This window comes from Peptacetobacter sp. AB845 (genome assembly GCF_047528295.1).
GTDB lineage: Bacteria > Bacillota > Clostridia > Peptostreptococcales > Peptostreptococcaceae > Peptacetobacter.
In genome coordinates this window covers 2,259,489-2,277,852 of sequence record NZ_CP180001.1, presented here as the reverse complement: position 1 = coordinate 2,277,852, position 18,364 = coordinate 2,259,489, and the positions used below count along the sequence as shown (strand labels likewise).

Here is an 18,364-nt window from a genome sequence, read left to right as displayed (position 1 = left end):
GATAAGACGTCAAATTAAAAAAAGGAAAAGAGGATGATTTTATGTCTGAAAAAAGTAAAGGATTTTGTAAGTATTGTGGAAAAGAATACACTAAGGGTTGTATGTTGCGTCATTTAGACACTTGTAAAAAAAGAGAAGAAAGTTTTAAAGAAGAAAATAAAAGAAGTAAGCAGGGGTATTTTCAAATATCTATTTCAGACAAATATGATAAAGATTATTGGATAATCATAGAAATAAATGAAAAAGCAACTTTAAGAGAATTGGATAGCTTTATCAGAGATATTTGGGTTGAATGTTGTGGTCATTTGAGTTCATTCATAGTAGAAAATATAAATTACGAAATTGTTCCTAATGATGAATTTTGTAGTGAAGATGATTTTCTAGCAAGTATTTTGGGAAGAAGACAAGTAAAAAGTATGGATTATAAATTAAAAGATGTTCTTGAAGTAGGTCAAAATTTTAAATATGAATATGACTATGGTTCTACTACAGAATTAATTTTGAAAGTAGATAGACGTAGAGTTAGAGGGAAAAAGTTAGATAATGATATAGAAATTTTATCAAGAAATAATCCTCCTCAATTTATATGTCAAAATTGCAGAAAAAACAAAGCAAAATGGATAATGCCAGAAGGTCTATCATTTGATAATAATATATTTTGGTGTGATGAATGTTTAGAAAATGAAGAGGATGCTCCAGAATATGCACTACCAATTTGTAATTCTCCTAGAATGGGAGTTTGTGCATATGAAGGAAGCACTATTTATCCAGATCAGTTTGAGCCAGATGTAGTAGATGATGCAAATAAAATTAAAAAAGTTTCTAATGAAGAATTATCTAAATATGAATTTGTAGAATCTGAAAAAAATGAATATAAGGTAGATGCTAAAGGTAGACGTTATAAACAAATATTATTAGAGTATGTTTGGAGCAATATTACACCCAAAAAGAGAAATTATGAAAAAGCGACAATAGAACAATGGCGTGAACTTTATGAAATTGCTACAAGAATAGGTCAATTAAAACCTTGGGAAAATATAATGACCAATCATATAATAGCTGTTAAAAGGGAATTCTCTGAAGATGTATTATATTATAGAATAAGAGGATTTATGGAAATGGTGAAAGGAATAGAAGTGTTTGAAGGAGAAGAAGCCTTTAGTTCACTTCTTGGAGAATATGAATATAAAAAATTAAATATACCATTAGATTATGTAATATATTCACAGAATAAAATAGCTTGTTATTGGGATGATAGAGAGGATTTAAAAGAAACTCAAAGAAAAATTATAAAAGAATTAGGTTATAAATATAGAGGAAGAGGAAATTGGTTAAACTTTGTAAAAGATGAACCAGGATTCGATTTTATGGCATTAAATAAAGAAGAAGTAGCTTCTACTATTGAAAACTTTAAAATTTTAGAAAGAGCTCTAGAAGTATATGAAAAATCTGATAAAAAGTTTTCTCTTCTTTTAGATGAAATATTTTATGTTGAATTGAAAGAAGATGGAAGTATAGGTGAATCTAGGTTTAAACCACTTTTAATAGAGGATTATGTATTTGAAGAAATAAAGATAGAAGATAAAAAGGATATAATGCTCTTAGAAGGTATAAACGAACACAAAGGAATTCTAGAATTGAAAATATTTGTTCCAAATGAGCTTTATTATGATAGAACTTATAATGAATATACAATTTCTATAGCTTTTGTATTTGGAAATAATAAAAAAATAGAGAATGAAATATATATGAGTCCATCTGATAATATAATTAAGTCAATAGCAGATGAATTTATTCATCAGATATTTTCTAAAAGACCAAAAGAAGTACATGTTTCAAATGCTATTTTAGAGGTTGCACTTAGAGAAATTTGTAGGATATCTGGAATTAAGTTGAAATTAAAAAAAGAGTTATCTATAGATAAGATGTAAAAGATTAGCACAGAAGATTATACTGTAGTATAGTTTTCTGTGCTTTTTATATTTGAGGTTTATGAATATATTAAGAAAAAATGAATGATAATATTATAATGTATTATTATTTGTTATGTATTTATTATATATGTTGTAAATAGTGTGGTATATTTCGAAAAAAATAATAACAACTACTGATGAAGGACGATAAGGCTATCTAATTGTTTTAAAAATTCTCCTACTTTCTTTTGCTCATATAAATCCTTAGGATGTTTTAATTCTAATTTAAAAAAATCATCTGCAGAAATATTTAATAAACCATGATTTCTTGCTCCTTCAGCTGCACATTCAGAAATATGTTTATACCAATTATCTGTATTAAAATAATATAGTAAATAATTAGAATTTATATATTTTTTATCTATAGAAAAAATTATATATAAAGTAGATAACACACCTTTATCATAATAATCTAATCTTTTTACTACCCCGTATGGATAACCATCAGAATAACTTTTATTATATGCAAATTCTCCATTTTTTATAAGAAAATAATTACTAACATCTCTACTAGCAACTCTATTATTAAAAAAAGTAATTTGATCTACTAATCCATACTGAGCAGATATAGTTAAAGGTAGTTTTGATTCTAAATTAATATTTTTTCTCGTTATACGTTCAGATAAATCAAATAACTTATGCTGTTCCCAAGTTGTAGCAAAAAAATAAATAAAATGATATAATTTAAGTGTATGTTTTATTTTAAAGGTACATAAAATATATAACAAAAATAATAAAACTAAAAAAATTCAACATACAAAACACAGTATAAAGAAAAGAGGATAAATAGCATGAATAAGCAACAATTAGCCAATAAAATATGGGAATCAGCAAACAAAATGCGTTCGAAAATAGAAGCAAATGAGTACAAAGATTACATATTAGGATTTATATTCTACAAATATCTATCAGAAAGAGAAATAAGATTCTTAAAGGAAAATGAATTTGAACAGGAAGATATAGAAAATCTAACAGAAGAAGATTCTGAGACTATGGAATATATACAGCAAAATTTAGGATACTTTATAGCTTATGAAAATCTATTCTCAACTTGGTTAGAAAAAGGAAATCAGTTTGATGTATCTAATGTAAGGGATGCACTACGGGCATTCTCTCGTTTAATATCTAATACACATAAAAAAGTGTTTGAAGGAATATTTACAACATTAGAAACAGGTCTTAGTAAATTAGGAAGCAATGCAGGACAACAGACAAAGGCAATAAGTGATTTATTAGTTCTAATAAAAGATATACCAATGGATGGAAAACAGGATTATGATGTTTTAGGATTTATATATGAGTATCTTATAGGTATGTTTGCAGCAAATGCAGGTAAAAAAGCTGGAGAATTCTATACTCCTCATGAGGTATCATTACTAATGTCTGAAATAGTAGCAGAACATTTAAGTGATAGAAAAGAAATAAAGATTTATGACCCTACAAGTGGTTCTGGATCATTATTGATAAACATAGGTAAATGTGTATCAAAACATATGAACACTCATGGAAATATAAAATATTATGCACAAGAATTAAAACAAAATACATATAACTTAACTCGTATGAATCTTATAATGAGAGGAATAAATGTAGATAATATAGTAGTTAGAAACGCGGATACATTAGAAGAAGACTGGCCTATAGATGAAAAATTAAATAATGAGCCATTATATGTTGATGCTGTTGTATCTAATCCACCATATTCTCAGAAATGGAATCCTGATGGAAGAGGCAATGACCCACGTTATTCTAGATATGGTCTAGCACCAAAAGGAAAAGCAGATTATGCATTTTTATTACATGATTTATATCATAAAAACCAGATGGACTAATGGCGATAGTATTACCACACGGTGTACTATTTAGAGGTGGAGAAGAAGGAGAAATAAGAAAAAATCTTATAGAAAATAATAATATAGATGCAATAATAGGACTGCCAGCTAATATATTCTTTGGAACTGGTATACCTACTATAATAATGATATTAAAACAAAAAAGAGAAAATACAGATGTTCTTATAATAGATGCATCAAAAGGCTTTGAAAAAGAAGGTAAAAACAACAAACTAAGAGCATCAGATATAAGAAAAATAGTAGATACAATAAAAAATAGAGAAACAATAGAAAAATATTCTAAAAAAGTATCAAGAGAAGAAATAAGAAAAAATGAATATAATCTAAATATACCAAGATATGTAGATTCATCAGAAAAAGCAGAGAGTTGGGATATATATGCATCTATGTTTGGTGGAATACCAAAATCTGAAATAGATGAATTAGAAAAATACTGGAAGGCATTTCCTGAATTAAAGGAAAATTTATTTACAAAAACAGATACGCCTTATGTAGAGTTAGTAAATGAAGATATAAAAAAATATATAAAAGAAAATGAAGATATAAAAAATTTCAAAGAAAACTTTAAAATAGCATTTGAATCATTTGATGAATATCTTAAAACAGAACTTATTGAAAACATGGATGATATAAATATATCTAAAGAGGAAGAAATAATAAGTGAAGATATATTTAATCGCTTAGAAAAATTTGAAATAATAGATAAGTATAATGCATATCAGATATTAGACAACGAGTGGACTAAGATAGCTACTGATTTAGAAATTATACAGACTGAGGGAAAAGAATCAATAAAAAAAGTAGATCCTAATATGGTAGTAAAAAATAAAGATGGAAAAGAAACAGAAGTACAAGAAGGTTGGTTAGGAAGAGTAATTCCTTTTGAAATTGTACAAGAAACAATATTATTTGATGATTATACTAAATTAAAAACCAAAAAAGATAGATTAAACGAAATAGATTCAGAAAAACAGGAGATATTTGATTCTTTAGATGAAGAAGAAAAAGAGTCAGATATATTAAATGATGCAGGAGATGCATTTGCAAGTAAAAATGTAAAAGATAAATATAAAGAAATTTGCTTAGATATAGATACGGATGAAGTAAAAGAATTAAAAGGATATTTAGAGTTGCTTGAAAGAAAAGCTAAAAAAGATGAAAAAGTTAATTATATAAAATGTAGTAATAATGTAGAATGGAGCAAAATGCAGCAGAATAAGGATACTACTTATCCTAAGAAAGAGATACAAAATTATCTTTCTGAGATACAAAATAATTTTGAGTTTGAAGAAGAAACATTTGAATATAAGGTAAAAAGAGTATGCTCTTTAATAGAAGAAGAAGCGGAACTTAAGAAAAATATAAAAACAGAAGAAGCTGATTTAATAAGTTTAACAAAAGAAACAATAGAGAATCTTTCTGAAAGTCAGATAAAATATCTTTTAGAAGTTAAATGGATTAAAAACTTAGTAAATGAATTATTCAAATTAACTGATAGTATAGTAAATGAACTAGTTTCTAAGGTTGAATCTATATCAGATAAGTATAAGCAAACATATTTTGGAATTGAATCTGAAATAAAAGAAACTGAAAGTATACTATGTGAGATGATTGATGAACTAGAAGGAAATGAATTTGATATGAAAGGGCTGAAATAATGATAAAAGACCAAAAATTCGATTCAAGGGATTTAATGATGATTGGGAACAGCATAAGGTATATGAAATCTTTAAAATAACTCGTGGTTATGTACGTACCAAGTAACAGCATAAGGTATATGAAATCTTTAAAATAACTCGTGGTTATGTACTACCAAGTAACATGACTGAAAAAAAACAAACCAAAGAAAATTTTTATCCAGTATACTCATCTCAAACAAAAGATAATGGATTAATGGGATACTATAAAGATTATTTATATGAAAATGCTATAACTTGGACAACAGATGGAGCTAATGCAGGAACCGTAAATTATAGAGAGGGAAAGTTTTATTGCACTAATGTTTGTGGTGTTTTACTTTCAAATAAAATAAAAACAAATAAAATGATTGCGGAAGCATTAAATAATGTTTCAAAAGGGTATGTGTCATATGTTGGAAATCCAAAACTTATGAATAATGTTATGGCTGATATAGAGATAAAAATTCCATCATCTAAAATAGAACGAGAAGAAATATCTAAATTATTTATAAATATAGACAACCTTATCTCTCTTCATCAGCGGAAACTAGAAAAACTTAAAAATATAAAGAAAGCTTGTCTAGAAAAAATGTTTGTATAACAAAAAAATTAAAGGAGTATCAAAATGACCTTAGAAAATAAATTAGGCATAACTGATTCCTCAGAATTAGCTCGAATAGAAGAGGAAATAAGTAAGAAAAAAGCAATAGAAATATTTGAAAAAAATAACATATTAGAAGATGAAATAGGAAAATTTGCAAGCCTATCTAAAATACATGAAATCCTATTCTCAGAAATATATAATTTTGCAGGAAAACTAAGAGAGGTAAATATAGCAAAAGGAAATTTTAGATTTGCACCATTAATGTATCTTGAAAACTCAATAAAGTACATAGATAAAATGCCACAATCTACATATGATGAAATAATAGAAAAATATGTTGAAATGAATATAGCTCATCCTTTTAGAGAAGGAAATGGAAGAAGTATGAGAATATGGTTGGATTTGATATTGAAAAAAGAGCTGGGAAAAGTTATTGATTGGAGCAAAATTGATAAAGAAGACTATCTTTTAGCTATGGAAAGAAGTCCAATAAGAGATATAGAAATAAAATTTGTGTTAAAAAATGCACTTACAGATAAAATAAATGACAGAGATATTTATATGAAGGGAATAGATGCAAGTTATTATTATGAAGGGTATAATGTTTATAAAACATCAGAAATAAAAAATTATTAATAAAGGTGATATATTATGGATGTATTTAGAACAGAAGCCGAATTTGAAGAAGCTTTAATAAAAATACTACAAAAGCATGGTTGGGAAGAAAAAGTACTTAAAAATTACACAGAAGATGACTTAATTCAAAACTGGGCAGATATTTTATACGAAAATAATAAAAGTATAGATAGACTAGATGAATATCCATTGACAAGAAGTGAAATGGATCAAATTATTGATAAAATAAATGAACTTAGAACACCATTAAACTTAAATGGATTAATAAATGGAAAAACAATAGAAATAAAAAGAGATAATGAAAATGATAAAAATCATTTTGGAAAAGAAATAAGTTTAAAAATTTATGATAGGCAAGAGATAGCAGCAGGACAAAGTAGATACCAAATTGCTCAACAACCGAGATTTTCTAGTAAATCGAAATACTTAAATGATAGAAGAGGAGATATAACTCTATTGATAAATGGTATGCCTGTTATACATATAGAATTAAAAAAGAACGGTGTACCTTTAAGTTATGCATGTAATCAAATAAAAAAATATTCAGAAGAAGCTGTATTTACAGGATTATTCTCTTTAGTTCAAATTTTTGTAGCAATGACTCCAGAAGAAAGTGTTTATTTTGCGAATCCTGGAAGAGATGGAAAATTTAATTCAGATTATTATTTTCATTGGGCGGATTTTAATAATGAGCGAATTGATAACTGGAAAGATTTTACATCAAAATTACTTTCAATACCAATGGCTCATCAGTTAATAGGATTTTATACTATTGCAGATGATTCAGATGGTATATTAAAGGTACTTAGAAGTTATCAGTATTATGCAGCTAATGCTATATCTGACAAAGTTTCGAAGATAAAATGGGGAGAAGCAAAACAAAGAGGAGGATATATCTGGCATACTACAGGGTCAGGAAAGACTATGACAAGTTTTAAATCTGCTCAACTAATTGCAAATTCAAATGATGCAGATAAAGTTGTATTCTTAACGGATAGAATAGAGCTAGGTACTCAATCATTAAAAGAGTATAGAAGTTTTGCAGATGATAGGGAATATGTACAAGAAACAGAGGACACAAGAGTTTTAATAACTAAATTAAAGAGTGATGATTATAGAGACACACTAATAGTAACTTCTATACAGAAAATGAGCAAAATACAGGAAGAAAATGGTGGATTGAATCTTCGTGATTTAGAGTTGATAAATAAAAAAAGAGTGGTTTTCATAGTGGATGAAGCACATAGGTCTACTTTTGGTAAGATGTTACTCACTATAAAAGAAACATTCCCTAATGCTATTTTCTTTGGATTTACAGGAACACCAATACATGAGGAAAATCAGAAAAAAAGTAGCACAACAACTAGTGTATTTGGAGATGAGCTACATAGATACAGTATCTCTGATGGTATAAGGGATAAGAATGTTTTAGGATTTGATGTTAATAAAGTTATGACTTTTAAAGATTCAGAACTTAGAGAGGTTGTAGCTTTAGAAAAAGCAAAAGCTAATTCTGTATCAGATGTATTGGGAAATAAGAAAAAAGAGGATATATATTATAAATATATTACTCCATCTGAAGTTGGTATGATAGCGAAAGATGATGAATCTCAATATGGAGATAAAAAGGGAATAGAAGACTATGTACCAAATGCTCAGTATAAGACAAAAGAACATCAAAATAAGGTAGTAGAGGATATAAAAAACAATTTCTTTAAATTAAGTAAAGGAAAATTCCATGCAATATTTGCTACAAGTAGTATTCCAGAAGCAATAGATTATTATAAACTTGTAAAAAAAGAAATACCAGAAATAAAAGTAACTTGTTTATTTGATCCGCATATAGATAACAATGATGGAGCAACTATAAAAAGAGAAGGATTAGTTGAAATATTGGATGACTATAATGAATTATATGACCAGAATTTTGATATTCCAACTCATGCTAAGTTTAAAAAAGATGTTGCTTTAAGGTTAGCACATAAAGAATATTATAAAGGAATAGAAGCTGACAGAAGAAAGCAGTTAGATTTATTGATTGTTGTTGATCAGATGCTTACTGGATTCGATTCAAAATGGATAAATACTTTATATCTTGATAAGGTAATAGAATATGAAAATATAATTCAGGCATTTTCAAGAACAAACAGACTATTTGGTCATGAAAAACCTTGTGGAATTATAAGATATTACAGAAGACCACACAGAATGGAAGATAATATAGAAAAAGCAATAGAATTATACTCTGGAAATAAACCATTAGGGCTATTTGTTGAAAAGATAGATTATAATGTTAGAAAAATGAACGAAGTTTTTAAGGATATTGAATATCTTTTCAAAACTGATGGAGTAGGTAACTTTGAAAAATTGCCAGAAAAAGCTGAGTCTAGAGCTAAGTTTGCAAAATTATTTAAAGAATTGAATGATTATCTTGAAGTAGCAAAGGTTCAGGATTTTAGATGGGATAAAAAAGAATATTTAGTAGAAGTTGAAGAAGGTGATGAGAAGCCAGAGCCAGTAATTTCTGTAATTGAAGAAAGTGATTATGTAGCTTTACTACAGAGATATTCAGAACTGAAAAAAGATACACCTCCAGGAGGTAGCTCTGGAAATGATGTTACAAAAGATGACGATATTGTTTATGATTTGGAGGGGTATTTAACAGAGGTACATACCGGTATGATAGATTCTGATTATATGCAGAGTAAGTTTGAAAAATATTTAAAAGCTTTATATAATGGCAAAAAAGAAACTATAGAGCAAGCTTTAGAAGAGTTACATAAAACTTTTGCTATATTATCTCAGGAAGAACAGAAATTTGCTAATATTTTAATCAACGATATACAGCGAGGAGATGTGATTGTTGAAGAGAATAAAAGCCTAAGGGATTATATAAATGAATATCAGTTTAAATCTCAGGATGATAGAGTTCATAGATTTTCAATGGCGCTTGGTTTAGATGAAAAAATGCTTAGAGATATAATGGATTTAAATTTAAATGAGAGTAATATAAATGAATTTAATAGATTTGATAATCTAAAGAATACTGTAGATAAAAAACAAGCAAAAGATTTTTTAGAAAAAAGAGAAGGAAATAAGCTATCTCCACCAAAGGTAAACATTAAACTAAATAATGTTTTGAGAGAATTTATACTTTCTGGCGGCTTTGATATTTAAAGTTGCTCTTAAATTGAAATAATTAATCAAAATTGAAATATATATTAAAAATTTAATAAGAAATTTTATAAAAAGCTAATGACGAAATAATTGAATCATTAGCTTTTTTGTATATCTTGGGAACAGCATAAGTTATTTGATTTATCTGAACGTATAACGAGAAAAAATATTAATTTAGAATCAAAACTACCTTTAACTATATCTGCTCAGTATGGATTAGTAGATCAAATTACTTTTTTTAATAATAGAGTTGCTAGTAGAGATGTTAGTAATTATTTTCTTATAAAAAATGGAGAATTTGCATATAATAAAAGTTATTCTGATGGTTATCCATACGGGGTAGTAAAAAGATTAGATTATTATGATAAAGGTGTGTTATCTACTTTATATATAATTTTTTCTATAGATAAAAAATATATAAATTCTAATTATTTACTATATTATTTTAATACAGATAATTGGTATAAACATATTTCTGAATGTGCAGCTGAAGGAGCAAGAAATCATGGTTTATTAAATATTTCTGCAGATGATTTTTTTAAATTAGAATTAAAACATCCTAAGGATTTATATGAGCAAAAGAAAGTAGGAGAATTTTTAAAACAATTAGATAGCCTTATCGTCCTTCATCAACGTAAGCCGATTTTTGGAAATGGAGGAAATTAAAATGTCAAAGCAGCAGCGGAACACAGAATTATTTTATGAATACTACGAAAAATGGATTAGAGTATATAAAATGGGGGCAATAAGAAAAGTTACCCTTGATAAATATATGATGACTTTGAAGTGGTTAAAACGATTAGCACCAGAATTAAAAGTATGTGAGCTTAACAGAATAGAATATCAAGAGATATTAAATAAATATGCAGAATATCATGAAAGACAAACAACTATGGATTTTCACCATCAACTAAAAGGAGCTATATTGGATGCAGTAGATGATGGTTTAATAGAAAGAGACCCAACTAGAAAAGCTATTATAAAGGGAAAAACTCCATCAGAGAAAAAAAGAAAATATCTAAACCAGTTTGAACTTCATATGCTTTTAACTTCTTTAGAATTAAAGCAAGAAGTTAGTTGGGAATGGCTTATATTATTAGTTGCTAAAACAGGAATGAGATTTTCAGAGGCTTTAGGATTAACTCCAAAAGATTTTGACTTTGAACACCAGATGCTTTCAATAAATAAAACTTGGGACTATAAAGGCGAGGGTGGATTTATGCCAACAAAGAATAAATCATCTGTAAGAAAAATACAAATAGATTGGAAAACAGTTATACAATTTTCTGAGTTGTTAAAGGGACTTCCTGAAAATGAACCAATATTTGTAAAAGGAAATGTATATAATTCGACAGTTAATTCAGTTTTAAGTAGATATTGCAAAAAAGCAAATATTCCAGAGATAACAATTCATGGGTTAAGACATACACATGCATCATTATTATTGTTTGCTGGTGTATCAATAGCAAGTGTGGCTAGGAGATTAGGTCATTCAAGTATGACAACAACTCAAAAGACATATCTTCATATAATACAAGAATTAGAAAATAAAGATATTGATATTGTAATGAGATCATTATCTGGCTTAAATTAATATTTAATATAAAGGCTTACGTTGATGAAGTTTTATAAGGAGAAAGAGCATTGATAAACATTAAAATCAGTGCTCTTTTAATTTATAAAATATTTTACTAACTTTATTAATGTTGTGATAATATTAAATAAAAAACAAAAAAATTCTAAAATCTTGTAACAAAAGCCACCTACAAAACGACTAATCTAATGAAAGGAGGAATCCCGATGAAAGAGCTTATCCAAGAACTATTCAACCAATACTACAAAGACATCTACAAATACATATACAGCCTTTGTCGAGATACTTCCGTTTCAGAAGAAATAACATCAGAAGTATTCGTCGAAGTGGTAAAATCAATAGCTACATTTAGAGGAGAATCGGACATAAAAACATGGCTATTCCCCATTGCAAGACATAAATGGTATACATATTTAAGAAAAAAATCAAATCAAATAAAAACAGAAAGCTTACATGATTTATACGATTATAATTTTTTAGAAATTAATAAAAATACAACAGGAAACAAAAATAATTCATCAGAAAATGTAAATGAAGAAATTTTTTATAAAGAATTAAAAAGAACCATATCAGAAATACTTGAATCAGAATCAGAGCTAAGTAGAAAAATATTCAATATGAGAATAGATGGATACTCATATGTTGAAATTGCAACAATATGCAATATTTCTGAAAGCTCAGCGAGAGTAGTGTTCTTTAGAACTAAAAACAAATTAAAGAAAATATTGGAGAGGGAGGGATTTAAAAATGACTAAAATTACTTGTGATATTTGTATGGATTTAATGCCACTTGTTCGGGATGGTGTAGCAAGTGAGGATAGTGTAACAGCTGTGATGAATCATATTTCAGATTGTGAAGATTGTAAAAAAATATATGATGAAATGTATATAAATAACAAAAGTATTACAGAAAATAATAATACTCCTCAACAAATAAAATCTCAACAGCTAAACTCTCAGTCAATAAACATAGATAAAGCAGCTAAAAAGGTTGAAAAGAAAATAAACAAATATTTGGGTATGATAATTATGTTTGGTATTTTCTTTGGGCTTAGTTTGACAGCTAGTGAGGAAATGTTTTTAAATTCGTTCATTATGCCAATAATTGGAGCATTTGGATATTATTTATTTCGTTGGAAAGCTGCATATACAGTGCCTTGTATCATTGTAATAAGCAATTTTATAATCAATGGAATAGGATTTTTAAGGGGAGTAGAGCATTTAGATATTATGTCAATGGTTATGTGGGGTTCTGTATACTCTTTATTTGCAATTATTGGAACTATAATTGCAGGACTACTACATTTTGGATTGAGAAAGGAGTAGATGAATATGAGTAAAAAGTTTTGGAAAAGATTAGCGGTTGTTGTTGCGATACTGATGATTGTAGTACTTGCTGTATTTGCAAATGCATTTATGGGAAATCCAGTTTCAAAGATGCTTGCTCAAAATACTGCCGAGGAAATATTAAAAACAAAGTATAAAAATAAGGATTATCAGATAGATGATGTTGTTTACAGTTTTAAAGATGGATATTATCATGCTAAAATAAGCTCACTAAGTAGCATAGATAGTAAGTTTAATTTGAGTATTAATATGTTTGGAAAACTAGAATATGATGATTATGCTAGTATAACTGATGGATACAATACTGCAGATAGGTTAAACGATGAATATAGAAAATTAACTGATCCTATTTTAGAAAAGATAATGCTTAAATATAAAGGTGATATATACTATGGAATGCTAGAAATACGTACAAAAAATAGTATAGATTATGAAAGTGAAGATGATGATATACCAGAGTATGCTATGGTGCAAGAGAGTTTAGAGATAGATAAGCTTTATGATATTAGAGAATTAGGAAAATCAGCAGGTCATATAATTATTTATGTTGAAACTGACGATATTAGTCCTAAAAATGCAGCAAATATTTTAAAGTATGTCAGAGAAGAGTTTGATGAGGCAGGTGCTCCTTTTAGAGCTATAGATTTGACTTTAAGACATAGCAAAACAGAAACAGGCAGTGTGCCTAAAGTTGAATTAAATATAATAAACTTTAATTACGATGATATTTATAAAGATGATTTAGTTGAAAAAGTTAAAAAAGCAGATAGGGAAGCTAAAGAGTATTATGCAAAATTAGATAAAGAAAAGCTAGAACAAGAAAAAGAAGTAGATGAAAAATAATTAGAAAATAATTCAAAATAAGTTTACAATAATTAATTATTTTTTATAAAAACTTTAGAGATAATTAAGGAAAAAGTGTTAATATGAGTATGAACAAAGGGGGTATGCTTATGAAAAAAATAAACGATATGATACAAATATTAGAGGAGAAAGGTAGATTTAAAGAAACTAAAAATTTCATTCAGCATGGGGATGTTTCTGTATATGAACACAGTGTACTAGTTGCTAAAAAAAGTTTAGAGCTTGCTGAGAAATTTAATATAGATGTAGACGAAGAAGCACTTATCAGAGGTGCGTTGCTTCACGATTATTTTTTATATGATTGGCATGAAAAAGATGATAGTCATAAATGGCATGGTTTTTTCCATCCAATGAAATCTCTAAAAAATGCTATGAGAGATTTTTATATTTCAGAAATAGAAGAAGATATAATCAAGAAGCATATGTTTCCGCTTACACCTATACCACCTAAAACAAAAGAAGCATGGTTAGTTTGTATGGCAGATAAAATCTGTGCTATAAAAGAAACGGTAGAGCCTCGATATAAGAATATTTATAATATTATAAAGAAAAAAGTTGTATCTTAGATAAAATTGAATAATATAAATACCATTCACACCATTTTTTATACCATTCAGGCATAAAATCAAAAAGTATGATTTAAATATGATATCATTAAAATACAAAAATAAACAAATCTATCAAAAAGTAACAGAAGGATTAAATTTATTAAAAAATAAATTTAAAATGTAACAAATTAACAACAAAGCTGGTAATATGATAGATTTTGGGAAAAAACTATGTTAGTATCGGAACATATAAAATTTTTATATGATTTGAGAAAATATATTTAGGGGTGATAGGTATGAAAAAAAATAATAGTATAAAAATAATTTTTAGTTTGTTTTTATTATTAATAATTGGAATAACTGGAACTACATTAATTGCACAAGATATTGATACTACAAAGATAAAAAATAAAGAATTTAATGAGAATGTTGTGTTTTATCCTCAACATCAAGATGATGAAATTTTATGGGGTGTCAGTGCAATTACTAAAGCTATAGAGGAGCGTGGAGCTGATAATGTATATATTGTATTAGTTTCAGATGGATCAGGAGTAAATGTTTTTACAAGAAATCCTATATTTACAAAAATTCCTAGAAAAGAAAAGGAAAAACTTAGAAATAATGAATTTAAAGCAGCTTTACAAGAATTAGGTGTCAAAGATAAGAATATAATAATACTAGCCGATGAGGATAATAAGTTGGGAACTCATTATGAACTTATGGAAAAGACTATATTGAAATTTGAACAAGAATTAGGTAGTGTTACTCATATAGCTCATCATTATAAATACGATGACCATATAATGCATAGAAAAAATGGAGAAGTTTTAAAAAGATTGAGAGATGAGCATAAGATAAAGGATGCTAGATATTTTATGAAACCAAAATATGTAAAAGACATACCTGAAGAAAAAAGAGAATACTATAAATCAGAAACTGAAGAGGAAAGAGATAAAGCTAAGAAGGCTATAAATCAGTATAAGACTATAGATGTAAATAAAGGGAAATTAGGAATAGGATATACATCTGCTCACTCATATTTCGACAATTTATATAAAGATCCTAATTATACATCAGTATTGAGCGTTTATTAAAGAATAAGGCGATTGAAAATTTTCAATCGCCTTTGATTTTATTTGTAATATAATTATATTCTTTCTATTATCCAACCATAAGTGCCATTGGCTGGATTTTTTTGATATTTAACTATAGCATCAAACTTATTTCCATTTGCATCAGTGAATGATTTTACTTTAGCTTCACCTTTTTTTAGCAATGATTTTACCATAGTTTTATTAGGCTTCTTTTTAAACTTTTTAAAACATTGATCTTCATTCCAGATTCCGTATCTACATTCTTTGTAATTCTCACAGAAGAATCCTTTTTCATATTCATATACATTAGAACCACATACTGGGCATTTACCTAAACTTTGTTTTTCTCCAGAATCATTAGCTTTTGATTTTGTAGAAATTGCTTTAGTTGAGCTTGAACCAGCTTTTTTAGAACTTGTGCTTTTATTAGTATTAGATTTATTTTTTTCTTCCATAGCTTTTAAAGAAGATTCTTTGATATATTTTTTGTACTTAGTGCTATATACATAATGCTCTGGATTTATATTTTTCCTAGAGTCCATTTTCATAGTATTTACGCTTCTAACAATGAAAGAGCATATATTATTTAAATATTCTTTTCTTGAGAATTCTCCCTTTTGAATATCACTTAAACTTTTTTCTAGTTTACCAGTAAAATCTACGTCTAAAAGCTCTTTAACAGGGAAGATTTCAACAAGATTTATACCTAGTTCTGTTATATAATAAGATTTTCCTTTCTTTTTAACATATCCAACATCTTTTATCTTTTTAAGGACATCAGCTCTAGTTGCTGAAGTACCAATTGAATATCCTGAAAGAACAGTTGTGTCATCATCTGATACATTTTTACCACAATTTTTCATAGCTTTTAGAAGTGTATCTTCAGTGTATGATTTAGGTGGTGTAGTCTGTTTTTCAACTGGGGCTACACCTAATACATCTACTTTTTCTCCTTTTTCGACGAATGGCAGAAGTTCGCTCTTATCTTCTTTATTATATACTTCTAAATAACCTTTAGATTTTAGCACTTTTCCTTTAGTCTGGAAGATTTTTCCGTCTACATCTGTTTTTATTTCAGTATTTTCAAATTCTGCAGGAGGCATGAAGTTTGCGACAAATCTATCTCTTATAGCGTTGTAGACAATCATTTCATCTTCATTAAGTCCTGTTGGCAATATGTAAGTAGGCATTATGGCACTGTGGCTGTCTACTTTTGAAGAGTCAAAAACTCTCTTAGTTTTGGTAAATTTGATTTTATCTTTATAAGGAAGGTTTTCTTTCACTCTGTTTAATGTCTGTTCTGCCTTAGAAGCCAAACTTTCTTCTAAGTAGATAGAGTCTGTTCTAGGATAGGTGATAAATCCCCCTTTTCCTTTTCCTTCGTATAATGACTGACACACACTAAGAACCTTATCAGATGTGAATCGAGCGTATTTAGAAGTTATATATCCCTGTAAAGATGTAAGAGAGAATAGCTTTGGAGCGTATTCTTTCGTATTCGTAACTTTTTTATCTTTTATAGTACCCTTATCTGATTGTATTTCAGATACTATTTTTTTACATTCTTCTAAATCATCAATTCTACTTTCTTTTCCTTTATATATGTACTTACCTTTGTATTTTCCATTAGCAGCTCCGAACGTTCCTTCTATTTCGTAGTATGTCTTTGGTACGAAATTCTTTATTTCCATATCTCTATCGTAAATTAATTTAACTGTAGGAAGGATAACCCTACCAATATTTAGCATTTTTCCGTTACCATATTTTAAAGTAGCAACTGATGTGAAATTTATTCCAATTAGCCAATCTGTTATAAGTCGAGTGTATCCAGCAGCTTGAAGGTTTAACATTTCATTATTTTCTTTAAGGTTTTCCATACCTCTAGTTATATCTTCTGGAGTCCATTCGTTTACTAGTATTCTTTTTATTGGAATATTAGGTTTAATAAGGAAGAAAATTAAAAATGCTATAAGTTCTCCCTCTCTATCGTTATCTGTTGCATTTATTATATATTCAATATCATCTCTTTTTAGAAGAGATTTTATTACATTAAACTGATCTCTTTTACTTTTATCTACTTTAAATTTAAATTTATCTGGCGGAATGAAAGGGAAGTTTTCCATTTTCCAAGAGCCAGAATATTTTTCTTTGTCGTAGTCTTTAACATCGTAAAGGGAAACTAAATGTCCAACAGCATATGTAACTATATATCCATTTCCCTCAAAATAGCCTTGATTTCTTGTTTTAGCACCTAAGAAAGAGGCTATAGTCTTTGCTACTGACGGCTTTTCTGCCAGTATTAATTTCATCTGCTCGCCACCTTTTTACTTATTTTATAATTTAAAAATTTATTTATAATTTCTCAAAATTTATTTTATAAATGATTATATAAAACTTTACATTTAAATTATATACAAAATTGCACCTACTTAGTATATAATAAATGTAGAAATTTATCAATAATGGAGGGAACACATGTTTGAACTTAAAATAAAAAAATTAAATGAAGATGCGATAATACCTAATTTTGCACACAAAGGTGATGCAGGGATGGACCTTTACTCAGTTTCTGAAGTTGAAATACCAGCAGGGGAGACTAGATTAATAAAAACTGGAATAGCAATACAGCTTCCTCACATGACAGAAGCTCAGGTTAGACCAAGAAGTGGACTAGCTTTAAAACATTCTATAACAGTTTTAAATACTCCTGGTACAATAGATGAAGGATATAGAGGAGAAATAGGTGTAATACTTATAAACCACGGTAAAGAAACTTTTGTTGTAGAAAAACACATGAAAATTGCTCAGATGGTTGTAAAACCAATATATGAAGTAAATGTAGTAGAAGTAGAAGAATTAACTGACTCAGAAAGAGGAGAAGGTGGATTCGGATCTACAGGAACAAAATAGTGATATATAGAAATAGGTTATTTCAAATTTTTTAGTATAATCTATAAAAGCTTGAAATCACAAATAATCTCACCTCCAGGCTTCA

Annotated in this window: 14 protein-coding genes and 1 pseudogene; 13 read left to right on the top strand and 2 right to left on the bottom strand. The window is 27.8% G+C overall.

From position 1 onward, the window contains the following. Positions 1-41: 41 nt before the first annotated feature. Positions 42-1,931 carry an IS1096 element passenger TnpR family protein gene (locus tag ACK2WO_RS10745; RefSeq protein WP_414697835.1) on the top strand — a complete coding sequence of 630 codons (1,890 nt, stop codon included), beginning with the start codon at positions 42-44 and terminating at the stop codon, positions 1,929-1,931. Positions 1,932-2,104: 173 nt separating this feature from the next. Here the strand turns inward: ACK2WO_RS10745 and ACK2WO_RS10740 are convergent, their stop codons facing one another. Continuing rightward, entirely contained in the window at positions 2,105-2,701 is a 597-nt protein-coding gene (locus tag ACK2WO_RS10740) for a restriction endonuclease subunit S (protein ID WP_414697834.1), read from the bottom strand. 63 nt (positions 2,702-2,764) lie between these two features. On the opposite strand from ACK2WO_RS10740, the pseudogene ACK2WO_RS10735 reads away from it, so the two are divergent. The 11 genes and pseudogenes from ACK2WO_RS10735 to ACK2WO_RS10685 all read left to right on the top strand — a co-directional run bounded on the left by ACK2WO_RS10735 (position 2,765) and on the right by ACK2WO_RS10685 (position 15,369). After that, positions 2,765-5,484: pseudogene (locus ACK2WO_RS10735) on the top strand (type I restriction-modification system subunit M). 124 nt (positions 5,485-5,608) lie between these two features. Beyond that, positions 5,609-6,106, top strand: a complete 498-nt coding sequence (locus tag ACK2WO_RS10730) for a restriction endonuclease subunit S (protein ID WP_414698748.1) — start codon at positions 5,609-5,611, stop codon at positions 6,104-6,106. 24 nt (positions 6,107-6,130) lie between these two features. Continuing rightward, on the top strand, positions 6,131-6,745 hold the full coding sequence (fic, locus tag ACK2WO_RS10725; protein WP_178412893.1) for a protein adenylyltransferase Fic: 615 nt from the start codon (positions 6,131-6,133) through the stop codon (positions 6,743-6,745). A gap of 15 nt (positions 6,746-6,760) precedes the next feature. Further along, entirely contained in the window at positions 6,761-9,922 is a 3,162-nt protein-coding gene (locus ACK2WO_RS10720; protein ID WP_414697833.1) for a type I restriction endonuclease subunit R, read from the top strand. Between the two features lie 372 nt (positions 9,923-10,294). After that, the gene (locus ACK2WO_RS10715) at positions 10,295-10,588 is read left to right on the top strand and encodes a restriction endonuclease subunit S (RefSeq protein WP_414697832.1); all 294 of its coding nucleotides are present in this window, start codon (positions 10,295-10,297) and stop codon (positions 10,586-10,588) included. 1 nt (position 10,589) lies between these two features. After that, positions 10,590-11,516 carry a site-specific integrase gene (locus tag ACK2WO_RS10710; protein WP_414697831.1) on the top strand — a complete coding sequence of 309 codons (927 nt, stop codon included), beginning with the start codon at positions 10,590-10,592 and terminating at the stop codon, positions 11,514-11,516. Between the two features lie 206 nt (positions 11,517-11,722). After that, a complete protein-coding gene (locus ACK2WO_RS10705; protein WP_414697830.1) occupies positions 11,723-12,271 on the top strand; it encodes an RNA polymerase sigma factor in 549 nt (182 codons plus the stop codon). After that, positions 12,264-12,842 (top strand): zf-HC2 domain-containing protein, encoded by a 579-nt coding sequence (locus tag ACK2WO_RS10700; protein WP_414697829.1) that lies wholly within the window; start codon positions 12,264-12,266, stop codon positions 12,840-12,842. The genes ACK2WO_RS10705 and ACK2WO_RS10700 overlap by 8 nt, the downstream gene beginning before the upstream one ends. A gap of 6 nt (positions 12,843-12,848) precedes the next feature. Continuing rightward, positions 12,849-13,706: a hypothetical protein gene (locus ACK2WO_RS10695; protein ID WP_414697828.1), complete on the top strand. Its 858-nt coding sequence runs from the start codon at positions 12,849-12,851 to the stop codon at positions 13,704-13,706. Between the two features lie 110 nt (positions 13,707-13,816). Further along, on the top strand, positions 13,817-14,293 hold the full coding sequence (locus ACK2WO_RS10690) for an HD domain-containing protein (RefSeq protein ID WP_243412001.1): 477 nt from the start codon (positions 13,817-13,819) through the stop codon (positions 14,291-14,293). Positions 14,294-14,571: 278 nt separating this feature from the next. Further along, positions 14,572-15,369, top strand: coding sequence for a PIG-L family deacetylase (locus ACK2WO_RS10685; protein ID WP_201416903.1), 798 nt, complete (start codon positions 14,572-14,574; stop codon positions 15,367-15,369). A 53-nt stretch (positions 15,370-15,422) separates the two neighbouring features. On the opposite strand, the gene ACK2WO_RS10680 is transcribed toward ACK2WO_RS10685, so the two are convergent. Beyond that, a complete protein-coding gene (locus tag ACK2WO_RS10680) occupies positions 15,423-17,678 on the bottom strand; it encodes a type IA DNA topoisomerase (RefSeq protein ID WP_414697827.1) in 2,256 nt (751 codons plus the stop codon). Positions 17,679-17,844: 166 nt separating this feature from the next. Here ACK2WO_RS10680 and dut point away from each other — a divergent pair, with 166 nt between their 5' ends. Beyond that, positions 17,845-18,279 (top strand): dUTP diphosphatase, encoded by a 435-nt coding sequence (gene dut / locus ACK2WO_RS10675; protein ID WP_178411677.1) that lies wholly within the window; start codon positions 17,845-17,847, stop codon positions 18,277-18,279. The last annotated feature ends 85 nt before the right edge of the window (positions 18,280-18,364 follow it).

What these genes read in the sequence shown, in the direction of transcription:
- ACK2WO_RS10745 (WP_414697835.1), top strand. Translation starts at nt 42, where the DNA reads ATGTCTGAAAAAAGTAAAGGATTTTGTAAGTATTGTGGAAAAGAATAC.
- fic (WP_178412893.1), top strand. Translation starts at nt 6,131, where the DNA reads ATGACCTTAGAAAATAAATTAGGCATAACTGATTCCTCAGAATTAGCT.
- ACK2WO_RS10720 (WP_414697833.1), top strand. Translation starts at nt 6,761, where the DNA reads ATGGATGTATTTAGAACAGAAGCCGAATTTGAAGAAGCTTTAATAAAA.
- ACK2WO_RS10710 (WP_414697831.1), top strand. Translation starts at nt 10,590, where the DNA reads ATGTCAAAGCAGCAGCGGAACACAGAATTATTTTATGAATACTACGAA.
- ACK2WO_RS10705 (WP_414697830.1), top strand. Translation starts at nt 11,723, where the DNA reads ATGAAAGAGCTTATCCAAGAACTATTCAACCAATACTACAAAGACATC.
- ACK2WO_RS10700 (WP_414697829.1), top strand. Translation starts at nt 12,264, where the DNA reads ATGACTAAAATTACTTGTGATATTTGTATGGATTTAATGCCACTTGTT.
- ACK2WO_RS10695 (WP_414697828.1), top strand. Translation starts at nt 12,849, where the DNA reads ATGAGTAAAAAGTTTTGGAAAAGATTAGCGGTTGTTGTTGCGATACTG.
- ACK2WO_RS10690 (WP_243412001.1), top strand. Translation starts at nt 13,817, where the DNA reads ATGAAAAAAATAAACGATATGATACAAATATTAGAGGAGAAAGGTAGA.
- ACK2WO_RS10685 (WP_201416903.1), top strand. Translation starts at nt 14,572, where the DNA reads ATGAAAAAAAATAATAGTATAAAAATAATTTTTAGTTTGTTTTTATTA.
- ACK2WO_RS10680 (WP_414697827.1), bottom strand. Translation starts at nt 17,678, where the DNA reads ATGAAATTAATACTGGCAGAAAAGCCGTCAGTAGCAAAGACTATAGCC.
- dut (WP_178411677.1), top strand. Translation starts at nt 17,845, where the DNA reads ATGTTTGAACTTAAAATAAAAAAATTAAATGAAGATGCGATAATACCT.